Origin of the sequence: Pseudomonas sp. SC11, assembly GCF_047039205.1 — a bacterium.
GTDB classification, from domain to species: domain Bacteria; phylum Pseudomonadota; class Gammaproteobacteria; order Pseudomonadales; family Pseudomonadaceae; genus Aquipseudomonas; species Aquipseudomonas boreofloridensis.
In genome coordinates, this window is the sequence record NZ_CP178183.1 from 3,308,514 (window position 1) to 3,332,928 (window position 24,415).

General features: G+C 63.8%; 23 protein-coding genes. 11 read left to right on the forward strand and 12 right to left on the reverse strand.

All coding sequences use genetic code 11. The features are described 5' to 3' along the window. Positions 1-4: 4 nt before the first annotated feature. The gene (locus ACK2SD_RS14630) at positions 5-877 is read right to left on the reverse strand and encodes an alpha/beta fold hydrolase (protein ID WP_295488182.1); all 873 of its coding nucleotides are present in this window, start codon (positions 875-877) and stop codon (positions 5-7) included. A 20-nt stretch (positions 878-897) separates the two neighbouring features. Further along, positions 898-1,518 (reverse strand): LysE family translocator, encoded by a 621-nt coding sequence (locus tag ACK2SD_RS14635; protein ID WP_304484393.1) that lies wholly within the window; start codon positions 1,516-1,518, stop codon positions 898-900. Positions 1,519-1,736: 218 nt separating this feature from the next. Between ACK2SD_RS14635 and ACK2SD_RS14640 the strand changes: the two genes are divergently transcribed. Further along, the gene (locus tag ACK2SD_RS14640; RefSeq protein WP_412460141.1) at positions 1,737-2,216 is read left to right on the forward strand and encodes an N-acetyltransferase family protein; all 480 of its coding nucleotides are present in this window, start codon (positions 1,737-1,739) and stop codon (positions 2,214-2,216) included. Positions 2,217-2,728: 512 nt separating this feature from the next. Here ACK2SD_RS14640 and ACK2SD_RS14645 read toward each other — a convergent pair. Further along, a complete protein-coding gene (locus ACK2SD_RS14645; protein WP_037027819.1) occupies positions 2,729-3,250 on the reverse strand; it encodes an MgtC/SapB family protein in 522 nt (173 codons plus the stop codon). 128 nt (positions 3,251-3,378) lie between these two features. Here ACK2SD_RS14645 and ACK2SD_RS14650 point away from each other — a divergent pair, with 128 nt between their 5' ends. From ACK2SD_RS14650 to ACK2SD_RS14665, 4 genes are all read left to right on the forward strand, one after another. Further along, positions 3,379-3,615, forward strand: coding sequence for a DUF3203 family protein (locus ACK2SD_RS14650; RefSeq protein WP_029613288.1), 237 nt, complete (start codon positions 3,379-3,381; stop codon positions 3,613-3,615). 121 nt (positions 3,616-3,736) lie between these two features. Continuing rightward, positions 3,737-5,143 (forward strand): cytochrome c oxidase accessory protein CcoG, encoded by a 1,407-nt coding sequence (gene ccoG, locus ACK2SD_RS14655; RefSeq protein ID WP_412460142.1) that lies wholly within the window; start codon positions 3,737-3,739, stop codon positions 5,141-5,143. A 50-nt stretch (positions 5,144-5,193) separates the two neighbouring features. Then, on the forward strand, positions 5,194-6,603 hold the full coding sequence (mapR, locus tag ACK2SD_RS14660) for a GntR family transcriptional regulator MpaR (protein WP_412460143.1): 1,410 nt from the start codon (positions 5,194-5,196) through the stop codon (positions 6,601-6,603). A gap of 66 nt (positions 6,604-6,669) precedes the next feature. Then, positions 6,670-8,664 carry an ATP-binding protein gene (locus ACK2SD_RS14665; RefSeq protein ID WP_412460144.1) on the forward strand — a complete coding sequence of 665 codons (1,995 nt, stop codon included), beginning with the start codon at positions 6,670-6,672 and terminating at the stop codon, positions 8,662-8,664. A gap of 53 nt (positions 8,665-8,717) precedes the next feature. On the opposite strand, the gene ACK2SD_RS14670 is transcribed toward ACK2SD_RS14665, so the two are convergent. From ACK2SD_RS14670 to ACK2SD_RS14680, 3 genes are read right to left on the reverse strand one after another with little or no spacing between them, the layout of a single operon-like run. Continuing rightward, a complete protein-coding gene (locus ACK2SD_RS14670) occupies positions 8,718-10,253 on the reverse strand; it encodes a DHA2 family efflux MFS transporter permease subunit (protein ID WP_412460145.1) in 1,536 nt (511 codons plus the stop codon). Further along, on the reverse strand, positions 10,250-11,446 hold the full coding sequence (locus ACK2SD_RS14675) for an HlyD family efflux transporter periplasmic adaptor subunit (protein ID WP_029613285.1): 1,197 nt from the start codon (positions 11,444-11,446) through the stop codon (positions 10,250-10,252). Before ACK2SD_RS14675 ends, ACK2SD_RS14670 begins: the two co-directional genes overlap by 4 nt. A gap of 15 nt (positions 11,447-11,461) precedes the next feature. Then, positions 11,462-11,950 (reverse strand): MarR family winged helix-turn-helix transcriptional regulator, encoded by a 489-nt coding sequence (locus tag ACK2SD_RS14680; protein WP_029613284.1) that lies wholly within the window; start codon positions 11,948-11,950, stop codon positions 11,462-11,464. Positions 11,951-12,170: 220 nt separating this feature from the next. Here ACK2SD_RS14680 and ACK2SD_RS14685 point away from each other — a divergent pair, with 220 nt between their 5' ends. Beyond that, positions 12,171-13,172 (forward strand): FecR family protein, encoded by a 1,002-nt coding sequence (locus ACK2SD_RS14685; protein WP_412460146.1) that lies wholly within the window; start codon positions 12,171-12,173, stop codon positions 13,170-13,172. 94 nt (positions 13,173-13,266) lie between these two features. Further along, on the forward strand, positions 13,267-14,322 hold the full coding sequence (locus ACK2SD_RS14690; RefSeq protein WP_412460147.1) for a cytochrome D1 domain-containing protein: 1,056 nt from the start codon (positions 13,267-13,269) through the stop codon (positions 14,320-14,322). A 13-nt stretch (positions 14,323-14,335) separates the two neighbouring features. Here ACK2SD_RS14690 and ACK2SD_RS14695 read toward each other — a convergent pair whose 3' ends face one another. The 4 genes from ACK2SD_RS14695 to ACK2SD_RS14710 all read right to left on the reverse strand — a co-directional run bounded on the left by ACK2SD_RS14695 (position 14,336) and on the right by ACK2SD_RS14710 (position 19,360). Next, positions 14,336-15,496, reverse strand: coding sequence for a GGDEF domain-containing protein (locus tag ACK2SD_RS14695; RefSeq protein ID WP_412460148.1), 1,161 nt, complete (start codon positions 15,494-15,496; stop codon positions 14,336-14,338). Positions 15,497-15,613: 117 nt separating this feature from the next. Beyond that, positions 15,614-17,866 (reverse strand): catalase/peroxidase HPI, encoded by a 2,253-nt coding sequence (gene katG, locus ACK2SD_RS14700; protein WP_412460149.1) that lies wholly within the window; start codon positions 17,864-17,866, stop codon positions 15,614-15,616. Between the two features lie 243 nt (positions 17,867-18,109). Next, entirely contained in the window at positions 18,110-18,988 is an 879-nt protein-coding gene (locus tag ACK2SD_RS14705; protein WP_295488159.1) for a DMT family transporter, read from the reverse strand. Positions 18,989-19,147: 159 nt separating this feature from the next. Next, positions 19,148-19,360, reverse strand: coding sequence for a PLD nuclease N-terminal domain-containing protein (locus tag ACK2SD_RS14710; protein ID WP_039577161.1), 213 nt, complete (start codon positions 19,358-19,360; stop codon positions 19,148-19,150). Positions 19,361-19,522: 162 nt separating this feature from the next. Between ACK2SD_RS14710 and ACK2SD_RS14715 the strand changes: the two genes are divergently transcribed. Together ACK2SD_RS14715 and ACK2SD_RS14720 are read left to right on the forward strand one after the other, a co-directional pair. Continuing rightward, on the forward strand, positions 19,523-20,530 hold the full coding sequence (locus tag ACK2SD_RS14715) for a GlxA family transcriptional regulator (protein WP_295488156.1): 1,008 nt from the start codon (positions 19,523-19,525) through the stop codon (positions 20,528-20,530). An 86-nt stretch (positions 20,531-20,616) separates the two neighbouring features. Further along, positions 20,617-20,865 carry a CsbD family protein gene (locus ACK2SD_RS14720; protein ID WP_029613276.1) on the forward strand — a complete coding sequence of 83 codons (249 nt, stop codon included), beginning with the start codon at positions 20,617-20,619 and terminating at the stop codon, positions 20,863-20,865. A 69-nt stretch (positions 20,866-20,934) separates the two neighbouring features. On the opposite strand, the gene ACK2SD_RS14725 is transcribed toward ACK2SD_RS14720, so the two are convergent. After that, on the reverse strand, positions 20,935-21,603 hold the full coding sequence (locus ACK2SD_RS14725) for a TetR/AcrR family transcriptional regulator (RefSeq protein ID WP_295488153.1): 669 nt from the start codon (positions 21,601-21,603) through the stop codon (positions 20,935-20,937). An 89-nt stretch (positions 21,604-21,692) separates the two neighbouring features. After that, entirely contained in the window at positions 21,693-22,574 is an 882-nt protein-coding gene (locus tag ACK2SD_RS14730) for a LysR family transcriptional regulator (RefSeq protein ID WP_295488151.1), read from the reverse strand. A 128-nt stretch (positions 22,575-22,702) separates the two neighbouring features. On the opposite strand from ACK2SD_RS14730, the gene argC reads away from it, so the two are divergent. Next, positions 22,703-23,638 carry an N-acetyl-gamma-glutamyl-phosphate reductase gene (gene argC / locus ACK2SD_RS14735; protein WP_412460150.1) on the forward strand — a complete coding sequence of 312 codons (936 nt, stop codon included), beginning with the start codon at positions 22,703-22,705 and terminating at the stop codon, positions 23,636-23,638. A gap of 81 nt (positions 23,639-23,719) precedes the next feature. Continuing rightward, the gene (locus ACK2SD_RS14740; RefSeq protein WP_039577147.1) at positions 23,720-24,406 is read left to right on the forward strand and encodes a GNAT family N-acetyltransferase; all 687 of its coding nucleotides are present in this window, start codon (positions 23,720-23,722) and stop codon (positions 24,404-24,406) included. Positions 24,407-24,415 lie beyond the last annotated feature (9 nt).

Genomic DNA, 24,415 nt, shown 5'->3' on the forward strand with positions numbered 1-24,415 from the left:
TGAGTCAACTGCGCAGAAAGGCCTCGACCTGCTGCGCGGCGCTCACCGGATCCTGTTGCATGAAGCAGTGCCCGCCCGCGACCGACTGCTCACTCACATGGCGATTGCGCGCCGCCAGGCGTCGAGCCGACTCGGCAACGAACGGATAGCTCTGTTCGCCGTGCAGGATCCGCGTTGGCGTGACGATCTGCTCCAGGCTCGGCCACAGGCGCGACGGCCAGGAACTGAATACCTCCACCTCGCGGCTGGGCCGACACTTGAGCACCACGGCATTGGAACAATCGCCCAACGCGTGGCCCACATAAGCCTGCAGCGACGCTTCGCTCCACCCTTTGAAGATGCCCCGTCCGTGCAGCGACGCCAGCGCCGCCTCACGGTCCGGCCAGTGACTGCGCCGGGTGGCGGCTTTGCGGGCCAGGCCATGTCGGCGATTCAGGCCCAACAGCGCCAGGATGCGCATGACCGCGATCATGCGTGTGCTGAACAACACCGGGTCGAGTAGCACGGCACGCGCGAACAACTGTGGCTGCCGGGCCAGAATCAATGCGGTCAGCACGCCACCGAAACTGTGCCCGGCGGCATACCGCGGTACCTCGCCGAACATCGACCGCCCCGCCTCGAAGGCTTCTACCACCAACTCCGCTGAGCGGTTCCAACCGCGAAACGCCCCGCCATGATCGCTATCGCCATGCCCCTGGACATCGCACAGCCACAGGTCGAAGTGCTCGCCGAGGCGCATCAGCAACGGCTCGTAAGCCAGGCAACAGAAGCCGTTGCCATGCAGAAAATGCAACAGCGGCTTGCCGCTGGGCGCCGAGTGCCAGCCTCGCAAGGTGAAGCCGTCGGAGCAGTCGTGGGACCAAGGAATCAATTGCATCGGGGGCGGCACTCGTCGAACTACGAAAACGACGATTCTACAAACAGCAGCGGATACAACGAAATCACCAGCAACACGGCCATCAGGACATTGAACAGCACCAGCCAGCGAGGATTGCGCAGCACGTTGCGCAACGCGCTGCCGAACATGACCCAGATGCCGACGCTCGGCAGGTTCACCAACGCGAACAGCACGGCAATCACCACAACGTTCACGGCATAGCCTTGGGCCGGGGTATAGGTGGTGATTGCCCCAACAGCCATCACCCAGGCTTTTGGATTGACCCACTGGAACGCCGCCGCGCCCCAGAAACTCATGGGGCTGCGCGTGCTCTGAGCCTCGCCGGATAGCGGGCCGGAGGTGGCGATTTTCCATGCAAGGTAAAGCAGGTACGCCGCGCCGACATAGCGCAGCACGCTATACAGCGGCGGCCAGGCTTTGAAGAGCTCACCCAGGCCAAAACCCACACCCAGCACCATCAGCATGAAGCCAATGCTGATGCCCATGGCATGGGGAATCGAGCGACGGACACCGAAGTTCACTCCCGAGGCAAGCAACAAGGTGTTATTCGGCCCTGGGGTGATGGATGAAACGAAGGCGAAAAGAATGAAGGCGCTGAGTAGTTCGTAGGAGCCAAGCATGGCGTGCAAGTCCGTCAGAGGATGATTATCGAGTCGCACAACACTATCTATCCTTGATCGACCCCAACCCATACAGTTGTTGAAAATTAGCCCATAACACATAACTGTTCATTCGCTACTGATGCCCCCCGCCCCCCCCAAATCCCGACCAATCTCAGCGACTCGGCAACGCCAGCCTTACCCGCTACGCTAGGCGCTTGTCTTTCAAGGAATGCCCCATGAGCCTGACCATTCGTCCAGCCCAGCGCAGCGACGCCGCACAGATCCTCGATTTCATCACTGAGCTTGCGGACTACGAGCGAGCCCGAGACCAGGTGGTAGCCAGCGTCACCGACATCGAACGCAGCCTGTTCGATGACGGCAGCACCGTACACGGACTGATCTGCGAACGTGACGGTCAGCCCATCGGCTTTGCCGTCTTCTTCTATAGCTACTCCACCTGGTTGGGCCGCAACGGTATCTACCTCGAAGACCTGTACATCACCCCTGAGCACCGTGGTGACGGCGCCGGTCGCCAACTACTGCGCCACATCGCCCGCGAAGCGCTGGCCAAAGGCTGTGCGCGCCTGGAGTGGAGCGTACTGGACTGGAACACGCCAGCCATCGGCTTCTACGAGGCGCTGGACGCACAAGCCCAGTCTGAATGGATTCGCTACCGACTAGAGGGTGAACGTCTGCTTAACTTCGCCGCAGGGTGATGCGCGGAACAGACAAGTGGGCAATGTGTTACCCGCACAGCGTCGGCGGCCGACAAGCGGGTAACACGGAAACAATTTGAGAGGTTCGTGCGCGCTTCCCGCACTGCCTGAAAACGGCAAGCTACTGATTTTAAAGAAAATTAAAAAGTTGGCACGCCACCTGCTATATCTCTGGCACAACAAAAATAAAAAATCGCGACACACCCAATAAAAACAACATGCACCGGCTCTGACATAACAAGAACAACACGGCAGAGGCGCAGCAAGCAGATTTTTTTGGAGTAGGCAGCAATGTGGGGTTCGCCCCCGGTTCGACACAGAACAACAAAACTACCTTCAGGTAGCGACAGTCAGGATCGAATGCAGGCCAGCGCTCAAAAAAATACGTTTGCTCTTGGCCCCAGATAGGGGCCCGGCTACACCGGAACCGGCTGACAAAAACAACAACAGGCCGGTTTTGAATAATAATAAAAGAGCAGGCAACAACACCTAGAGGGGAGCTTCGGCTCCCCTCAGTGTTTCCGACCACCCTCCTCGTCCTTCTTCTCCTCGTTCTCGTCTTCCACCTTGCCCACCAACAGCGGCATGCTGGCCAGTACCAGCAATGCCAGCACGGTGCTCACCAAGGCCGTCGCTTCGCGCCCCATGCCCGCTGCCGTGCCGATGGCGGCAGTCATCCACAGCCCCGCGGCAGTGGTCAGGCCCTTTACATGACTGGTGTCACGTCCATTGCCCTTGAGGATGGTGCCTGCACCGAGAAAACCGATGCCTGCAACGATGCCCTGGATCACTCGACTGAGCGCCTGATCGTCGGCACCGGCCATACCCGGCGCCAATACGAACAACGCCGCGCCCATGGACACCAGCATGTGGGTGCGCACTCCCGCCGATTTCCCACGATGCTCACGTTCGAAGCCCAACACGGCCCCAAGCACTGCGGCCATCATCAGACGCACGACGATCCGCGTGACCTCGCTTTCATCGGTAATGTCGGCGAATTCGGCCACTACGGCCTGCCACACGTTTTCCCAGATCCGCTCCACGCACAGTCCTCAGAAGGCTTCATGGAAGGTGGACCGCACACCCTGCCAGGAGTGCGACGGCGATGCAGAAACCTCGCCACCCACAAGGTCGAAGACTCAAACCACAGGAGAGAAAGGCCATGCCCGTACACATCGACGACCACAAGCGCTGCACCTTGTCCGGTGACACCGTCACCATCGAAGGCCTGGGCCACGAGGTCGAGATCGTCACCGACGCGCACCTGCGCATGTCGGTGGCCATTCTCGCCGGCGAACGCTTCCCGATCACCGAAGCCGAGGCCGATGCGCTCACCGTGGCGGGTGCGGTGGATAGTCGCAGACATCTGAAGAACAGTGGCCCAGGCTCGATAATCTAAGGGTTCGAGTGGGTTACAGCGCATTCTGATATGGTTTTTATCACCCGACCTGAGCCTGTGCTGAAAACAGATCGGGGGCCATAGTGCCCGGGCCTGATAGAGGCCTGATGAGCGAACCACCATGAGCGAGAGAGTGCCCTTCCGAGTCATCCACATCGAACCCGCCGCCACGCCAGCACGACAGAACGCTGACGGGCAGATCCAGACCCGCAGCTTCAAAGGCGTATACCGCAACGTGCGCATCGGTTTCGCCGGCCTGCTGTTCGCGCTGTTCTTCGGTACCGCCTGGCTGAACTGGAACGGGCGCCAGGCCGTGCTGTGGGACTTGGCCGAGAGCAAGTTCCACATCTTCGGCGCCACGTTCTGGCCGCAGGACTTCATCCTGCTCTCTGCGCTGCTGATCATTTGCGCCTTCGGCCTGTTCGCCATCACCGTATTCGCTGGACGGGTCTGGTGCGGTTACAGCTGCCCGCAGAGCGTCTGGACCTGGCTGTTCATGTGGTGCGAGAAAGTTACCGAAGGCGACCGCAACCAGCGCATCCGCCTGGCCGCCGCACCCTGGAGCCTCAACAAACTGGCTCGCCGTGCTTCCAAGCACGGCCTGTGGCTGGCGATCGGGGTGATAACCGGCCTGACCTTCGTTGGCTACTTCACACCCATCCGGGCACTGGCCAGTGAGCTGTTGAGCTTCGAGCTGGGGGGTATCGCACTGTTCTGGATCCTGTTCTTCACCGCTGCCACCTACCTCAATGCCGGTTGGCTGCGCGAAGCGGTATGTATGCACATGTGCCCGTATGCGCGTTTCCAGAGCGTGATGCTCGACAAGGATACCCTGGCCGTGGCCTACGACCCGCGTCGCGGCGAATCGCGCGGCCCACGCAGAAAAGGCAGCGACCCGCGCGCGCAGCAATTGGGCGACTGCATCGATTGCACCTTGTGCGTGCAGGTCTGCCCCACCGGCATCGACATCCGCGACGGTTTGCAGATGGCCTGCATCGGCTGCGCGGCCTGCATCGACGCGTGCGACACGGTCATGGACAAAATGGGTTACCGGCGCGGCCTGATCGGCTACAAGTCCGAGCACAGCCTGCAGGGTGGCACCACCCACTGGCTGCGTCCGCGCCTGCTAGGCTACGCCACGGCCCTGGTGGTGATGATCGGCGCACTGGTGATCGCGCTGCAGATGCGGCCGATGGTGTCCATGGACGTGATCAAGGACCGCGGATTGTTCCGCGAGAACGCCCAAGGCCAGATCGAGAACATCTACCTGCTCAAGATCATCAACAAAACCCAGCAACCGCAGCGTTACGCGCTGAGCCTGGTCGATGCCGACGGTTTCGTCCTGCAGGGCAAACGCGAGCTGTCCATTGCCGCCGGGGAGATGAGCGAATTGCCGGTGTCCGTGGCGATGCTGGCCGAGCGACCTGCCAGCAGTTCGGTGGACCTCACCTTCGAAGTGCAGGACCTCGACCAGCCGCAGGTGTACAGCCGCGCGCGCAGCCGATTCGTCGCGCCCCTGAACCGCTGATCCCTTACACTGCCGCCCACCTTGCGTGCCCAGCCAGAAGTCCAAGAACGATGAAACGCTACGAACGCTTTGCCGACGACATCGCTGAATTGATCCGCTCCGGGGTGCTTGGCCCTGGCCAGCGCGTGCCTTCGGTGCGCTATGCCAGCCAGACCCACGGGGTCAGCCCATCCACCGTGTTTCAGGCCTACTACCTGCTGGAACGCCGCGGGCTGATACGCGCCCGACCGCGTTCGGGCTATTTCGTCAATGCCCATGCGCCCCGTCAGTTCAGCGAGCCGCAGGCGCAGGCGCCGGTCAGCGAGTCCACCGACGTCGACGTCAGCGACCTGGTGTTTTCGATCCTCGACTCGATCAAGGACCCGCACACCGTGCCCTTCGGCTCGGCCTTCCCCAGCCCGACGCTGTTTCCACTGCAACGCCTGTCGCGCTCGCTGGCCAGCGCCAGTCGGGCCATGGATCCGCGCGTCGTGGTCACCGACCTGTCGCCGGGCAATCCGCAACTGCGCCGTCAGATCGCCCTGCGCTACATGGTCGCCGGGCTGATGCTGCCAATGGAGGAGTTGCTGATCACCAACGGGGCGCTCGAAGCGCTCAATCTGTGCCTGCAAGCGGTCACCGAGCCGGGCGACCTGGTCGCCATCGAGGCGCCCGCGTTCTATGTCTGCCTGCAGGTGCTCGAACGTCTGAAGCTCAAGGCGGTGGAAATCCCGGTGCACCCACGTGAAGGTATGGACCTGGACGTATTGGCGCAGACCCTGGAGAAACACCCGATCAAGGCCGTGTGGTCGATGACCACCTTCCAGAACCCGGTCGGCGCGAGCATGCCCGAGGCCAAGAAACAGGCACTGGTGGACCTGCTGCACCGGCATCAGGTGCCGTTGATCGAAGACGATGTCTATGCCGAGTTGTATTACGCACGCCAGGCCCCCAAGCCCGCCAAGGCCTTTGACCGCGACGGTCTGGTAATGCACTGCGGATCGTTTTCCAAGAGCCTGGCGCCCGGCTACCGGGTTGGCTGGGTCGCTGCCGGGCGTTACGCGCAGAAGATCGAACGGCTCAAGTTGATGACCTCGCTGTGCGCCTCGATGCCCGCACAGGCCGCCATCGCCGACTACCTGCAGCATGGCGGCTACGACCGTCACCTGCGCAAGTTGCGCTACGCCCTGGAGGGCCAGCAGTCCAGCATGCTGGCGGCTATCGCTCGACATTTCCCGGCCCAGACCCGCGTCAGCCAACCGTCCGGCGGCTATTTCCTGTGGCTCGAACTGCCTGAGCGAATGGATGCGCTCAAGCTGTTCCACATGGCCCTGGCCCAAGGCATCAGCATCGCGCCAGGGCCGATCTTCTCGCCGACGCGGCGCTTCGGCAACTGCATAAGGCTGAACTACGGCTCGCCTTGGGACACCACCTGCGAACAGGCGATGCAGACCCTGGGGCGCATCGTCAGCTCGTTCTGAGTGCAGCACCAGGGCGGCAGCGATCAGCGTCTATAGTGAGGACTCGCCGCCTGGAGAACTGACGCCATGTCCACCCTGCCCGCACATCCACCTGATCCCTATACGCTGGCGTGGCACCGCCAGCAGGCGCGCGCGGCCATGCTCGAGGAAGGCATGAAGGAGCAGTGCTTCGAGCTGCTCTGTCAGCAGATGAACGAGGGGTTCTGCATTGTCGAAATGATCGACACCCCACGCGGCCCACTCAGCGACTATCGGCACCTCTACCTGAATGCCGCCAGCGTGCGCCACGCGGGTTATCACCGCCACCTGGGCGTAACCGTTCGCGAGCTCATCCCCGATGAGGCCGAGGTGTGGATCGAACGCTTCGCCGAGGTACAACGTACTGGAGTCAGCAGTACCTTCGTTCACGAACTCAAGGAAGCCCGTCGACTGCTGGCCGTTTCCGTCTATCGATTGGAGCCGACGAGCAAGCGTCGCCTGGGCGTGATCTTTCGCGATCAGTCGTCCAGCGACTTGCTGCTCAGCCGTTATGAGCTGCTCGAACAACGCATCGATGCGGCCCAGGCCGAGCGCAAACTGTTCGGCGATGTGCTCGACAGCAGCCTGGCCAACGTGCTGGTGATGGACAACAACCTGATTCTGCGCGCCATCAACCGGACCGCGCGGGCCACGTTCCAGCGCGAGCATCACTACGTCCCGCAGATCGGCGAGACGCTGGAACAGGCCCTCGCCCCTCTGCCAGAGGCCAGCAAGCTGATGCTGCCGCTGTGGCGCCGGGCCCTGAGCGGGGAATCCGTGGTTCACGTCATCAGCATTGGTGATGGGCCCCTCCTGCGCCACTATGAATTGCGCATGAGCTGCCTGCGCAACGATGAGCAGCAGATCATCGGCGCTTATCTGTTCGCCTATAACATCACCGAACGGGTCAACGAACAGGAGCGGCTGCGCGAGGCCGAGCAGGCCCTGCGTCAGTCGCAGAAGATGGAAGCGGTCGGTCAGCTCACCGGCGGTATCGCTCATGACTTCAACAACCTGTTGGGCAGCATACAAGGTGCACTGGAGCTGGCCCGGCAACGCCTGCGCGAATCGCGCGCGGACGATGCCGCGCAGTTGCTCGACAGCGTGCAACAAGACACTGGCCGCGCGGCCTCGCTGGTGCAGCGCTTGCTGGCCTTTTCACGCCAGCAGACCTTGCAACCCCAAGCCATCCATATCCAACACCTGGTCAGCGGGTTGATGCCGCTGATCAAGAGCTCGGTCGGCGGCCGCGTGCAACTGATCGACCGCACCCAGCCTGACCTGTGGCTGACCTGCGTCGACCCCCCGCAACTGGAAAGCGCCCTGCTCAACCTGTGCCTGAATGCCCGCGATGCCATGCCCGAGGGCGGCGCCGTGTCCATTCAGTGCGAAAACATCGACATGGATCCGCAGCTCGCCGCAGGCCTGGACGCTGCACCGGGCGAGTACCTGCACCTGGCCGTGGCCGACCAGGGCGAGGGCATGACGCAGGAGGTGGCCGAGCGAGCCATCGATCCGTTCTTCACCACCAAGCCACTGGGACAGGGCACGGGCCTGGGGCTTTCGATGGTGTACGGCTTCGTGCGCCAGTCAGGCGGGCAGATGCAGATTCAAAGCACGCCGGGACAGGGCACGACCGTGCACCTCTATCTGCCACGCCACCACTCGACACCTCAACGCACCGTGTTGCTGATCGAGGATCAACCGGCAATGCGCCTGGTGATGCAGGAGTACCTGGAGGACGCGGGCCACAGAGTTCACACCAGCCTCTCGGGCAACGAAGCGTTGTGCGCCGTGCAGCAAGGGCTGCGACCGAACCTGCTGATTTGCGACGCACGCGTGCTACGCCATGAAACCGGCTTGCGCTTGCTCCAGGCAGCGCGGCAGGTGAATCCGGCACTCAAGGTGCTGGTTCTGGCCGAGCCGGGTGAAGCCGTCGACCTGCACGGCGATACGCACGTTGAGGTGCTCAACCGGCCGGTCAATGTCGAGGCGTTGGTAGGCCGGACGACGTCAATGCTCGAAGCACTGAAGGTGTCTTGAAACGCACAAGCCGCTGCGTCGGCAGTGAACGCCCGGCCTGCTGAAATCTCGCTTCAATGACCTGCCGAGGCTGGCCCCGCCTTGGCCGTGAACGGCGGCTTGGCCAGCCACACGAGCAGGATCAAGGCGCCGAAGACCCAGGTGAGCAAGGTGAAATAGTCCACCGTGGACATCATGTAGGCTTGACTGTTGAGGATCTGCTCGAGCTGCGCATAGCTCTGCGGGCTCGCCCCGCCCAGCTGAGCCAACGTGTGCCGGGTCGCCGGGTCGTATTGGCTGATGTGCTCGCTCAGGTAAGCATGGTGCTGATCGGCCCGACGAATCCAGATCCAGGTGGTCAGCGATGCGGCGAAGCTGCCGCCCAGGGTGCGCAGGAACGTCGCCAGGCCAGAACCGTCGGCGATCTGCTGGGGAGGCAGGTCCGAGAGCAGAATGCTCAAGGTGGGCATGAAGAACAGTGCGACGCCAATCCCCATGAACAACTGCACCAGGGCGATGTGCAGGAAATCCACTTCGCTGGTGAAACCGGCGCGCATGTAGCAACTGGCGCCGATCGCCAGGAACGCCAGACCGGCCAGTAGGCGCAGGTCGAAGCGATGGGCGTATTTGCCGACGAAGGGCGACATGATCACCGGCAGCAGACCGATGGGCGCGACTGCCAGGCCGGCCCAGGTCGCGGTGTAGCCCATCTGCGTCTGCAGCCACTGGGGCAGGATCAGGTTGATGCCGAAGAACCCCGAGTAGCCACCGACGAGCACCAAGGTGCCGATGCGGAAATTGCGGTGCACGAACAAGCGCAGATTGACCACCGGATGACGATCGGTCAGTTCCCAGATCACGAACACGGCCAGGAACACCGCCGAGATGAGGCTCCCGGCAACGATGAACGATGACTCGAACCAGTCCAGGTCATTGCCCTTGTCGAGCACCACCTGCAAGGCACCCACGCCAACGATCAGCGTCAGCAGCCCGACGTAGTCCATGGGCTGACGACTGGTGGTCACCGGCCGCGCGCTCATCTGCTGGCGCACCACCGCAGCGGCGAACAGGCCGATGGGCACGTTGATGAAGAAGATCCAGGGCCAACTGTAGCTGTCGGTGATCCATCCGCCGAGAATCGGTCCGGCAATCGGCGCCACCACCGTGACCATCGCCAGCAGCGCCAAGGCCATGCCGCGCTTGGCAGGCGGGTAGACCGCGATCAGCAACGTCTGGGTCATCGGGTACAGCGGCCCGGCGACCACCCCCTGCAGGACGCGAAAGCCCACCAGTTCCGGCATGGATTGCGCGATACCGCACAGGAACGAGGCCAGCACGAACAGCAGCGTGGCCCAGATGAACAGCTTGACCTCACCGAAGCGTCGGCTCAGCCAGCCGGTCAGCGGCAAGGCGATAGCATTGCTCACCGCGAATGAAGTGATGACCCAGGTGCCCTGCTCGTAGCTCACCCCCAGGTTGCCGGAAATGGTCGGCAGCGCCACGTTGGCGATGGTGGTATCCAGCACCTGCATGAACGTCGCCAGCGACAACCCGATGGTCGTCAGCAGCAGACTCGGCGGGGTGAACTGAGCGGGGGCGCCGTTGCTCATTGCGACGCCGTCTTGCCGCTGGCGGCGCTGTTGTCATGAATCAGCTTGGCGATCAGGCGGTCGGCCTCGGCCAGTTGGCGGTCGTACACTTCGGTGGCATAGCTGGCCTGCTGCGGCGGTTGCTGGGCCAGGGTCGGACCGCTCTGGTCGTGCAGGTCGACCTCGACCACGGTCGACAAGCCGATACGCAGCGGGTGCGTCTTGAGCTGTTCTGGGTCCAGGTGCACGCGCACGGGTACCCGCTGGACGATCTTGATCCAGTTGCCGGTGGCGTTCTGTGCAGGCAGCAAAGCGAACGCGCTGCCGGTACCGGCGCCGAGGCTGTCGACGGTGCCGCGGTAGATGACGTCGCTGCCGTAGAGGTCGGCAGTGACTTCCACCGGCTGACCGATGCGCATATCCCGCAGTTGGGTTTCCTTGAAGTTGGCGTCGATCCACACCTGATTCAGCGGGATCACCGCCATGGTCGCGGTGCCCGGCTGCAGGCGCTGGCCAAGCTGCACGGTACGCTTGGCGACGTAGCCGGTGACCGGCGCCACCAGCGTGGTACGGGCATTGTCCAGATAGGCCTGACGCAAGTCCGAAGCGGCAGCAAGCACATCCGGGTGCGAAGCGACCACGGTGTCATCGACCAGCGCCGTGCTGGTGTTGAGTTGCTGGCGCGCGCTGTCCAGGGCGCTTTGCGCACTGGACAGGTCATCGCGCGAGTGCGACAGCTCTTCGGCGGAAATCGCCCCGCTGTCGGCAAGCACCTTGCGGCGGTTGTAATTCTCCCGCGCTTTCTTCAATTCGGCCTGGCGCGCCTGCATCTGCGCCTTGAGCGCATCGACGTTGCTGTACAGCCCGCGCACCTGGCGTACGGTGTGCGCCAGCTTGGCCTCGCTGGCCTGCAATGCCACCTCCCCATCGCTCGGATCGAAACGCAGCAGCACCTGCCCGGCCTGGACCAGGTCGCCATCATCGGCACCGATGCTGATGACGGTGCCGGTAATCAGTGGCGTGATCTCCACCACGTTGCCGTTGACGTAGGCATCGTCGGTGCTCTCGTGCCAGCGCCCGACCAGGGCGTACCAGGCCCAGGCGGCAGCACCGGCGAGGACCACCAGCAGCAGCAGGGCCAGTAGCCAGGTCTTGCGCTTGCGATTGGCGCCCGGCTCTTGTGCGGGGGCGGGTGCATCGGAGGGAGTGGCCATGACGTTACCTTCGAATCAAGTCGGATCAGGGGTGCGATCGCCGAAGCGAGCGATCGTCAGGGGGTCGCCGGCAGCCAGAAGCAGCTTGGCCAGCAGGGTCTCGAGCGACTTCAGCTCGGTAGGTTCGAGCGCGCCGACCAGCTCGTTCATGGCCATGGCACCGATCTCCGGCAAGCGATCGGCCAGACGCTGACCGTCTGCCGTCAAGGCCAGGCGCACCTGGCGCCGGTCTTGCGGGCAGCGCGTACGCAGCAGCAAGCCTTTGTGCTCCAGACGATCGAGCATGCGAGTCATCGAGCCGCTGTCCAGACCCAGATAGCGGCACAGGTCGGCCGGCGTATCCACGTGGTACTGGGTGATGATGATCAGCACTTTGAACTGGGCCGCGGTCACGCCGTCACCTTCCAGGTGCCAATCGAGAATACGGTCCTTCAACAGCGCGGCGCGGCCCAGCAGCATGCCGATGGCGCAGGTCTGGAAGTTCTCCGGGGTGAAATGGGCCATCGGAATCGCTCGACATCGCAATAATGTTAGAAAATATTACTGCCTAGGCAGTAAATGTCAAAAACTTTATTAGCTTCCTACCTAAAATCTTATTCATGTGTCCGCCGACACGATAACGCTGCAAAACCCATCAAAAAACGCGCAACTGATAGGTATTCGCCATTATCTCGGTTCTCGCCATGCAGCGCTGACGGTAGAATGCGCAAAACCGGGAGCCACGATGAATCAGGACCGCCTCACATCAACCGACGCCGATGCCGTCACCGATGCCGCCGCGCAGTGGTGCATGCGCCTGCACGCCGAGGATTGCTCGGACGCCGAGCGTGAGGCCTTCGCGCAGTGGTTGGCCGCCGATCCGCAGCACGCCGAGGAATACCAGGCGATGCTGGAAATCTGGCAAACCGCTGACTTGCTGCCCCGCCCACCCGCTACCACCCGCCAAGCCCCCGCTGGCCGTGTGCGCCGCCGCGCATGGCGCCCTGCGGCTTCGGCAGCGATGATCAGCGTGCTCGCGCTGCCCCTGGCGGCCTGGATCGGCTGGGAACTAGGCTGGCTGCCCAACCGCTATCAGCATTTCGACAGCAGCGATCAGGTGCGCGCCGTGCAACTGGCCGATGGCAGCAACGTCGAACTCAACCTGCACAGCGAGATGCGCTTTCTCAACTTCAAGGATCGGCGTCGGGTCGATCTGGTCAAGGGCGAAGCCTTTTTCGACGTCAGCCACGACAGCCAGCACCCCTTCATCGTGCATGCCGGACGTGGCCAGATCCGCGTGACAGGTACGCAATTCAACGTGTGGAAGTACCAGGACCAGGTCAAGGTGACACTGGTCGAAGGCTCGGTGCTGGTCTCCAGCGATGGCAGCGATGGCGGCTATCGCCTCGGCCCAGGCATGCAGGCCAGCTACCGCACCGGCGATTTCGAGCCGCAGTTGGCTCAGAGCGACGACTACGCCAACAGCCTGGCCTGGCGCAGCGGGCGCATGGTGCTGGACAACCTCAGCCTGTCCCAGGCGCTGCCGGTGATCAACCGCTACCTGGACAAGCCGCTGATGCTGGCCGACAACAACGTCGGCAGCATTCGTATCAGCGGCATCTACGACACCCGCGATGTTCGCCAGTTGGTCGACAACCTGCCCAAGGTCCTGCCGATCTATCTCACCCGCAGCAACGACGGCAGTACCGTGCTCAACCGTATCCTGCCCTCCCCCCACAAACGCTGAAGCGCAAGCGCCCGGCATCCGAACGAACTCGGCGAGCGGCGCGTCGGTCACACCTTGGGCATGCACATGGAAATCATCCCAGAAGGAGACGGACATGCCCTACCCATTTGCTCCCCTGCCCAACGCACTGCGCCACATCGTGCTGGCCGGCGCCCTGCTGACCGGCAGCGCACTGGTGCACGCCGATGACGTGCTCCTGGTCGGCAACAAGGCCGACGCCAGCGTGTCGGCGCTCGACACGCGCACCGGCGAGGAGCTGGTGACGCTGAAAGTCGGCACCGGCCCGCACGAAGTCGTGGTCTCGGGCAACAACCTGTTGGCCGTTGCTGGCAACTATGGTGTTCAAGGCACCGCCAACAACACCCTGAGCGTGATCGACTGGCCGACCCGCAGCGTGGTGCGCACCATCGACCTGGGCCAGGATTCGCGTCCGCACGGCATTCGCTTCCTGCCCGACAGCCAGCGGGTGGTGGTGACCACCGAGGACAGCGACCGCCTGCTGGTCGTCGACCTGGTCCAGGGCCAGGTCACCGACCGCATCGACATCGGCGGCGGCAAACCGCACATGGTCGCCCTGGCGCCCGGCGCCGAGCGCGCCTACGTCACCCATGTCGACGGCGGTCAGTTGTCGGTGGTGGACCTGCTGCACAAGAAAAAACTCTATGACATTCCCACCGGCAACGGCAGCGAAGGCGTGGCGGTGACCCCGGATGGCAAGCAGGTGTGGGTCAGCAACCGCGGCGGCAACGAGGTGGTCATCGTCGATCCGCAGCGCCGGGAAGTCACCGATCGCATCCGTACCGGGCTGTTCCCCATCCGCGTGGCCATGACGCCCGACGGCAAGTACGCGCTGGTGACCTGCGCCAAGTCGGCGGAACTGGCGGTCATCGACGTGGCCGCCAAGAAAGAGATCAAGCGCATCGGTCTGGCGCGAGAAGGCGCTGAGTACCGACGCACGCTACTGGGCGAAGAGGCGCTGCCCATCGGCGCGGTGGTCTCCCCTGACGGCAAACAGGTGTACGTGGCCATCAGCGGCGGTGACGAGGTGGCGGTGATCGACACCGCCAACTGGACCGAGAAAGCCCGCTGGAAAACCCGCGCCGAACCGGACGCATTGGCCATCGTGGTGCAGCCCAAGCAGGACGAGTGACGCAGCGACGGTCCTATCCGACTGCGGCCGTGGCATCCACCACGCGCAGACAGTCGCGCCCACCGCGCTTGGACTGGTAGAGCACCGCGTCCCCCTGTTCGATCAACGCCGCCAGGCTCGCTGGCGGCTGATCGAACAGGTGAGCGCCAATGCTCAGGGTGACCGCCATCGGCGTGGCGAAAGACTGTGCCGTGATGTGCTGGAAGCGCTCGCGCAGCAGCGCCCCCAACACCTGGACTTCGTCGCGCCTGGCGTTGCCCAGCAGGATGATGAATTCGTCACCACCCAGACGTGCGGCCAGCGCATGGGGCGGCAACAGCCCCTGGATGGTTTCGCTCAAGGCCACCAGCAGGCGATCACCGGCGGTGTGTCCGTACAAGTCGTTGACCAGTTTGAAATGGTCGATGTCGATCAATAGCGCAGCACTCGGTCGCTCGCCACTGGTCGCCTGCAACAGCCTCGGTGCGCGCATTTCCAGGGCGCGGCGATTGAACAGTGCCGTCAACGGATCACGCGCCGCCAGCAATGCAATGCGCTCCTCGCGACGGTAGCGCTCGGTGCCGGTCATCGACAGCGCAATCAGCATGATCGCCATGGCCCCTTCGATCAGCGAGATCTGGATGATTTCGCCACGAAACGCGGCCAGATCGATCAGCGTCCCGGGAACCACTGCAGTCGCAGCCTTGGCCACATAGAACAGGCCATGACCCAGCAGGATGTAGCGCAGTTGAACGGCACCCACGCTCAGCGACACGCCATGGGGGCGCAGCAGGAAACTGGCGCGCAGCGAAACCCCGGCCACCAGCAGCGATTGCACACCCAGCATGATCTTCGACCACGCCGGCCCTTCTGGCAGCAACAGCATGCCGGCCCACAGCGGGACGATCAGCAACCAGGCCCGTGACAGTCGCACCTCGGTAAAACGGGCGACGCCCAGCAGAAAGCAGAAATGCGCGAAGATCAACAGACCGTTGGCGAACCAGATGCCGACCAGCAAATAACCGTTCATGCGCAACAGCGCCAGCACGCAGCCGATCATGATGGTGGCGAAACCTGCACTCCAGTACAGCAACGACGACTCACGTACGCTGCGCCATTCGATTGCCAGGTAAAGCGCAGCCGCGGCCGCTAGGGCGACACTGAGCGCCAGGAGGGTGGGAGGGTCGAGCGTCATGAACCAGCGAGCCTGTGATGGGGAGCAAACGCGGCGATTGTAAGCGCTTCCACCGCGATTGCAGAGTGCCATCTCATCGGATTGCCGGGGCCGTTGCAGCGACCCCGGACAGTACCGCTATTTCAGGTCGAAACGGTCCAGTTCCATGACCTTGACCCAAGCCGCGACGAAGTCCTTGACGAACTTGTCCCTGCCATCATCGCTGCCGTAGACCTCGCTCAGCGCCCGCAGCTGGGCGTGGGAGCCGAACACCAGATCTACCCGCGTACCGGTCCATTTCACCTGCCCGGTCTTGCGATCACGGCCCTCGAAGGTCTCGTTGTCGCCTGAGGTCGGCTTCCACTGCGTGCCCATGTCCAGCAGGTTGCGGAAGAAGTCGTTGCTGAGAGTGCCCGGCTTGTCAGTGAACACGCCATGCTGACTGCCGCCGTGGTTGGCGCCAAGCACCCGCAGGCCGCCGACCAACACAGTCAGTTCCGGGGCGCTGAGGGTCAGCAGTTGCGCCTTGTCCAGCAACAGTCGCTCGGCCTTGACGCTGTAGCGGGCCTTGCTGAAGTTGCGCAGGCCATCGGCGAGCGGTTCGAGCACGGCGAAGGACTCGACATCGGTCTGTGCCTGAGCGGCATCGGTGCGACCGGGACGGAACGGTACATGGATGGGATGGCCGCCGTCCTTGGCGGCTTTCTCGACCGCCGCGCAGCCGGCCAATACGATCAGATCCGCCAGGGAGACGCGTTTGCCAGTGGCGCTGAACTCGTCTTGGATCTTCTCAAGCGCCTTGAGCACTTTATCCAACTGCTCAGGCTGATTAGCGGCCCATGAGCGTTGCGGCTCGAGACGCAGTCGGCCGCCGTTGGCGCCGCCGCGCTTGTCCGAACCGCGGAAGGTCGAAGCCGATGCCCAAGCGGTGGCCACCAGTTCGCCCACACTCAAGCCTGAGGCCAGCACCTTGGCCTTCAGGTCGGCAATGTCCTGCTCGCCCACCAGCGGATGGTCGACTGCGGGGATCGGGTCTTGCCAGATCAATTCCTCCTGCGGATTTTCCGGCCCCAGGTAACGTGCCAGCGGTCCCATGTCACGGTGGATCAGCTTGTACCAGGCACGGGCGAAGGCATCGGCCAACTGCTCCGGGTGATCCTTGAAACGGCGGGCGATGGGGGCATAGATCGGGTCGAAGCGCAGCGCCAGGTCGGAAGTAAGCATCATCGGCGCATGGCGCTTGCTCGGATCGTGCGCATCAGGCACGGTGTTGGCGCCTTTGCCGTCCTTGGGTCGCCATTGGTGAGCGCCGGCCGGACTCTTGGTCAGTTCCCACTCGAAGTCGAACAGGTTGTTCAGGTATTCGTTGCTCCAGCGGGTCGGGGTCGAAGTCCAGGTCACCTCCAGGCCGCTGGTGATGGCGTCGCCACCCTTGCCGCTGCCGAAGGTGCTGGCCCAGCCCAGGCCCTGCTGCTCCAGCCCGGCAGCTTCGGGTTCAGCGCCTACGTGGTCCGCCGGACCTGCGCCGTGGGTTTTGCCGAAGGCGTGGCCGCCGGCGATCAGGGCAACCGTCTCTTCATCGTTCATGGCCATGCGGCCGAAGGTTTCGCGGATGTCCTTGCCCGAGGCGACGGGGTCGGGATGACCTTCGGGGCCTTCAGGGTTGACGTAGATCAGGCCCATCTGCACGGCGGCCAGCGGGTTCTCCAGATTGCGTGCGCCCGGCTCGGTGCGGCTCTGCTCCTCACCGTGCTTGGCAGGCTCGGCCACCAGATCACCCTGCCCCGGCGCCTGGGCCTTGCCATAACGGGTGTCGCCACCAAGCCAGACCTTTTCCGAGCCCCAGTACACGTCTTCGTCCGGCTCCCAGACATCGGCGCGGCCACCGGAGAAGCCGAAGGTCTTGAAGCCCATGGACTCCAGCGCCACATTGCCAGTGAGCACGATCAGGTCGGCCCAGGAGATGTTGCTGCCGTATTTCTGCTTGATCGGCCAGAGCAGGCGCCGGGCCTTGTCCAGGCTGACGTTGTCTGGCCAGCTGTTGAGCGGGGCGAAACGTTGCTGGCCGGAGCCGGCGCCGCCGCGCCCGTCGGCAATGCGGTAGGTGCCAGCGCTGTGCCAGGCCATGCGCACGAACAGCGGACCGTAGTGACCGAAGTCAGCAGGCCACCAATCCTGGGAGTCGGTCATCAGGTTCGCGATGTCCTGCTTCAAGGCTTGAAAGTCCAGGCGCTTGAAGGCCTTGGCGTAATCGAAGTCCGGGTCCATCGGGTCGGACTGGTCGCCGTGCTGGTGCAGGATCCTCAGGTTCAACTGATCGGGCCACCAGTCGCGGTTGCTGGTGCCCTCCCCGGCCGTGTGATGGAAGGGGCATTTCGATTCGTTCGACATGTGCGCTTACCTTGCAGGTTCGGTTATCCAGATTTTTCCGGTCTGTGCCGGGCGATCCGCGGGCCGAGCCAAGAACTCGACCCATCTGCTCATCAGTGATGGTCGGACAGGAGCCGACGCTGGCTCACCGCGCGTCAGACGCAGGAGGCGAAGCCAGGGGAAAGATTAGCCGAGCTTCGGCAGAGGTCTAATAGAGTGGCTGTTCAGGGGCGATAGCCAGGGTCTTTCAGCACCCTGAGCCCGCTAACGACGGCGTTGCATCCACGCCGCCCCCAGGCCGCTGAGGCAAATAATGGCGATACCGACCACGCTGAGGGTATCCGGCACCTGGCCGAATACCAGCAATCCGAGCAGCCCGGCGAACACGATCTGGCAATAGCTGAACGGCGCCAGCAGCGCAGGGGCGGCGTGGCGAAAGGCTTGGGTCAGCAACAGGTGCGCGGTCATGCCGCAGCCGCCGAGCGCCAGCATCAGCAACACATGGGAGGCTTGCGGGGTTTGCCAGAAGAACGGCACCAGTGCGCTCATGATCAGGGTGTTGCACAGGCCCGCATAGAAGTTGCTGGTGGTGGGGCTGTCGTGTGCGGCCAGAATACGGGTGAGCAACTGGTAGAAGCAGAAGCCCAACGCCGAGCCGAACGGGAACAGGATGGCCGGTGTGAACATCGCGCCGCCCGGATGCACCACCACGAGCACCCCGATAAAGCCCAGCACCACGGCCAGCCATTGACCAGGCGTGACCCGCTCCTTGAGCAGCGGCGCCGACAGCGCAGTGACCAGTACCGGAGCCAGAAAGTTGACCGAGGTCGCTTCGGCCAGTGGCAGGTACTGCAAGCCGGCGGTGAACAGCAGACTGGTACTGAGCAAGCTCAGGGCACGCAGGGTTTGCAGGAGTGGGCGGCGAGTGCGCAGCACGCGCAGCCCCGCCTGAGGCAAGAAGATGCCTGCCATGAGCAAGGTGTGCACCACGTAGCGCGCCCACACCACCATGATGATCGGGTAGAGACCGCCCAGGTACTTGGACAGTCCGTCGTGACTGGCAAACAGGAAGGTCGCCACGACCACCAGGGCGATGCCATGCAGCGGGTGATTGACGCCAGACAACGGGGTGCGGGTGGTCATGCGGATCTCGGGCCGTGGCAAACGCTGGCAGTTTAGAAGAGTTGCACGAGCCGAGGGAAAGACAATGCCCGTCCAAGGGACGGGCAATGGCAACGAGCGTGCGGTTATCGGCCAGACAGGCCGCTCAAGCGTGTCCGTGCGACAGGCGCTCTCACCGTCTCACTTCTCTTCGAGTACCGCCTTGCCCTTGACCGCCCGAGGGCCTCGCCACGCCCAGAACAACAGGCCGGGGAACGGCGCCCACACCACGAACACGACCCAGAGCATCTTGCGCTCGGCACGTCGGTCGCTGCCGATGATGTGCCAAATCGCCCAGACTTGCAGGAGGATCACCACCACCGCGACGACGATCCAGATCGTTCCGATTTCCATGAGCGTTCTCCCGTGTGCATGTACTGTATTGGTTCGCGCCAAGCGGCAAGGGTTCAGTCGGATACGCAGGCGATTGCGCGTGCACCGTGGCCTGTTCAACGATTGTCTTTCCGCGCGACGGGTAGCACACTCGCTGCGCCAGAGAAGCCCATGGAGTCCGCTGTGCCAACGCCCCGCCAGTTCAGCAAGAAGACCAGCACCAGCAACATGCTGCGGCTCAAATCCGGCGCCAGCGACGAGCAGAAGCCCTACCACGTGGGTTTCGTCCTGCTCGAGCACTTCTCCATGGCCAGCTTCACCGTGGCGATGGACGTGCTGGTCACCGCCAACTTGCTGCGCGCCGAGCGCTTCGCCTTCACCGCGCTGTCGTCCAGCGGCGACCGGGTACTCAGCGACCTGGGCCTGGAATTGATCGCCAGCGAGCTCGATCCGTCTGCCCTGAAGACACTCGACCTGCTGGTGATCTGCGGCGGTCTGCGCACCCTGCTCAAGTACCCTGAACTGGACCGTCTGCTGGCCGATTGCGCCGCCCACGGCATGGCCCTCGGCGGCTTGTGGAATGGCGCCTGGTTCCTCGGCCGGGCCGGGGTGCTCGGCGATTACGGCTGCAGCATCCATCCCGAGCAACGCGCCAGCCTGGCCGAGCGCAGCCCGCAGACGCGCATCACCCCGGCCAGCTTTACCCTCGACCGCGACCGCCTCACCGCCGCCAGCCCCAACGGCGCGATGGAGCTGATGCTTGGCCTGGTACGCCGTTTGTACGGCGATGCGCTGGCCGAAGGCGTCGAGGAAATCCTGTCCTTCTCCGGCGCTCGCTATCGTCAGGTCGGGCCCGGCGCGAAGAAATCCATGAGCTTGCAACTGCGCACCATTGTCGAGCTGATGGAAAACAACTTGGAAGAAACCCTCAGCCTCGACCAACTGGCCGCCTACAGCGGTCGCTCGCGGCGCCAGATCGACCGGCTGTTCCAGGCCCAGCTCGGCACCTCGCCACGGCGCTACTATATGGAGTTGCGCATTACCAAGAGCCGGCGCCTGCTGCAGTATTCGGACCTGTCGGTGATGGAGGTGGCGGTCGCTTGCGGTTTCGTCTCGGTATCGCACTTCAGCAAATGCTATGCCGCCTACTTTGGTTACCCGCCGTCGCGCGAGCAACGCCTGGGCGAGTGAGCCGACAACAGTGTTGAACTAATCCAGGCGCGCGGCTCCCTAACCTCTGACACATCCATGGCCACTCACAGGAAGGGTTGATCCATATGAAGCGTGAACAGATCGAAGGCGTCGCGGACAAGGTAATCGGCAAGGCGCAGAGCGCCGCTGGCGAGTTTCTCGAAGACCCGGACCTGGCCGCCGAGGGCGATGCGCGTCAGGCCGTCGGTCAAGTAACCAAAAGCTATGGCGACGCGGTGAACAACGTGTCGAACTTCGTCAAGGAAAAGCCGCTGACCGCCCTGGCAGTCGGCGCGGCGATCGTGCTGGTGGTCAACCGCCTGCTGCGACGCTGATCGCCAGTGGGTGTACTGGGGCCGCTTCTGCGGCCCTTGTGCTTTCTGGACACCCTGGGGAGCGGGCGGTCATGCGCGGATGTAATTGAGTACGGCCTCGCAGAGCATCTGCTTGTGCCGCACCTTGATGGCTTCATCGCTCAGGTCGATCTGGAAGATTTCGCCGAAGGTGTGCCGGTTCGATACCCGGTAGAAACTGAACGAACTCATCAGCATGTGCAGGTCGATGACCTCGATACCGGGGCGAAACACGCCCTCCTCCACGCCCCGGCGCAACACCCGCCCCAACGCCTCGAGCACCAGGCTGCTCATTTCGCCGATCACCGGCGCCTGCTTGACGAACTCGCCGTAGTGGATGTTTTCGGTGCAGACGATGCGCACGAAGTCCACGTTCAGGTCGTGGTGATCGAAGGTGAACTCCACCAGACGGAGGATGGCCTGCTCCGCGGATAGCGACTCAAGGTCCAGGCTGTGTTCGGTCTTGCGAATGTCGCCGTAAAGCTTGATCAAGCACTCCAGGTACAACTGCTCCTTGCTGCCGAAGTAGTAGTAGATCATGCGCTTGGAGGTGGCCGTACGATCGGCGATCGCATCGACCCGCGCCCCGGCGAGGCCCTGCTCGACGAACTCTTGGATCGCCGCCTGGAGAATGTCCTCGCGGGTCTTTTCCGGGTTGTTCTTGCGCGCCTTGCGCACCCGGACCATTGGCTGGTCGGGGCTGACTTGCGGATCACTCATACCGACTCACAGGCTATCTGGTTGTAGTGGGCGGGGATTATCCGTGACCTGACCGGCACTGGGAAGCATGGACATCCCGCAGGGCCCGGTCACTGGCGCAGGTGCTTGAGCGCCGCCAGCACATGCCCGGTAGCCCGATCGCCGTCGCCCTCGCGACACGCGATGCCCAGCGACCGCCACAAGCCCGGCCGTAACGCGCGGCACACGATGCGCCGATCCAGCTCGGGGCCTTCGCCTTCCTGAGGCAGCAAGGTCGCGCCATAGCCCGCCGCCACCAGGCTCTTGATCGCATCGTTGTAGTTCAGCTCGATGCGCGCCTGCGGATAGAGTCCGGCCGCCGCGAACCACTCGGCGGTAACTCGCGACAATTGGGTGCCGCTGTCGTTGAGAATCAACGCGCGCGCGGCCAGCCACGTGGGCGTCAGCCGCGCCGGGGGCTGCCAGTCGGCCGGCACGTAGGCCAGGATCGGGTCGCGCCGCCAGGGCATCAACTTCACACCTTTGCTGGCGGTCTGCGGCAGGGCCACCAGGCCGATATCCAGGCGACCGTCGCGCAACGCGGCCAACGAGGCCTGGGAGGTCAGCACCTGCACCTGCACGTCGATGCCAGGGTGGTCGCGCTGCAGCGCTGCCAGCGCGCTGGGCAGCAGGTGAGCGATGGCGCCGGTGGACGCGCCCAAGCGCACACGCCCGGTCAGCCCGGCCACCTGCCCACGCACCTCTTCCAAGGCCTGCTCGGCGTCCGCCAGCAAACGCCGGGCGCGCTCCAGCAGGGTCTGCCCAACGGCGGTGGCGCGCACCTGGCCGCGGGTCCGAGTCAACAAGGGCGCACCAACCCGCGCCTCTAGTTCGGCCACATGCAGGCTGATGGTCGGCGGCGCCAGGTTGAGCTGACGCGCAGCCTGGGCAAAAGAGCCGAGGTCGGCGATCACCACCAGGGTACGCAGGCGATCGAGGCTGATTTCTCGCACAACAAAACTCCGGTTACACACAAGCTCAATTCAGAAAAACTGAATTTTATGCTCATGATATTCAAATTTTCTTTTATTCAAACCGGCGCGAGGATAGCACCACCTCTTGCGTGAACGGACCTTGCACCATGCACCAGCCCCTGATTTTCATCGACGGCGACCAAGGCACTACCGGCCTGCAGATCCATGCCCGGCTGAAGGGACGCACCGACCTGCGCCTGCTGACCCTGCCTGACGCCGAGCGCAAAGACCCTCGGCGCCGGGCCGAGGCCCTCAACAGCGCCGACATCGCCATTTTGTGCCTGCCTGACGACGCGGCCCGCGATGCCGTGGCGACGCTACGCAATCGGCAGGTGCGGGTCATCGATGCCAGTTCCGCGCACCGTACCGCGCCGGGGTGGGTGTACGGGCTGCCCGAGCTGGACGCCCAGCAGCCCGAGCGCATCACCTGCGCTATGCGGGTCAGCAATCCCGGCTGCTACCCGACCGGCGCCATTGCCCTGCTGCGGCCGCTGGTCGAAGCCGGTCTGCTGCCGGCGGACTATCCGCTCGCCATCCACGCGATTTCCGGCTACTCGGGCGGCGGTCGCGGCGCGGTCGAGCGCCACGAACACGCCGGCGAGCACCGCCTGCCGGCACTGCAACTCTACGGCCTCGAACTGGCCCACAAGCATGTGCCGGAGATCCAGGCCCATGCCGGTCTGAGCGCTCGCCCACTGTTCCTGCCGGGCTACGGCGACTACCGCCAGGGCATTGTGCTGACCACGGCCTTGCACCTGCGCCTGCTGCGCCCAGGCGTCACCGCAGAGCACCTGCAAGCCTGCCTGCACCAGCACTATCATGGCGCCCGTCACGTGCAGCTCATGCCCTTGCATCAGCAAGGACCGGCCACGGCACTGGACCCTGAGGCCCTCAACGGCAGCGACGACCTGCGCCTGGCCTTGTACGCCAATCCCGAGCACGGCCAGGTCCTGCTCAGCGCCGTGTTCGACAACCTCGGCAAGGGCGCTGCTGGCGCCGCGGTACAGAACCTGGACTTGCTGCTCAGCGCCCTGCGGCGCTGAGGCCCTACCGGCGAAAACGGTTAGACTGTGCATCCCGCGTCGCTCGACGCAGGATGCCTTCAACCGCTGGAGCTTGCCCCGATGTACATCCTGAGCCGCCTCGACGGCGTGCCGCCCGAATCCTTCCAGAACCAGATTCGCCAGTTGGTGATCGAGCAGGCCAGCGCGCTGAGCAGCGTCGCCATCGCCGCCGACAACCCGCTGTATCCGCTGTACCAATACAGCGTGGGCCTGGAGGTCCACCAGTACCTGCAAGCGCTGGACGGTCAGCGCGGTCTGGCCGTGGAGCTGATCCTGGCGTTGGACGCCGAGGCGCCCGACCGCCTGCTCGGTTTCGCCCTTGCCCTGCCCGCCCAGGATGACCCACACACCTGCGCCCTGGCCTTCCTGGCGGTGGTGCCCAGCCATCGCCGCGAGGGCATCGCCCGCGGTTTGCTGGCGGACCTGCGCAGTCGCTACGCCTGCGTGGAAATGAGCGCCTTGCCCCATACGGTGCCCTGGTTCGAAGCCATGGGTTTGCAAGTGGTCGGTGCCCAGGCCGCACACGTGCTGATGAGCAGCAGCGGCAAAGCCAGCGACGCGCTGATCGGCCGACTGGACACCGCCACGATCTACCAGACGCTTGAAGTGCGGCAAATTCATGCCTACCTGCTCAAGCAGCACGGTGACGCCGCGATGATCGAGGCCGAACGGGCCCGTAACGAGCGGCTGGACGAGCTCGAACTGCAAGCACAGGCCTGCGCGGCCCTACGCAAACAGGTGCACTGAGGGGGTGAA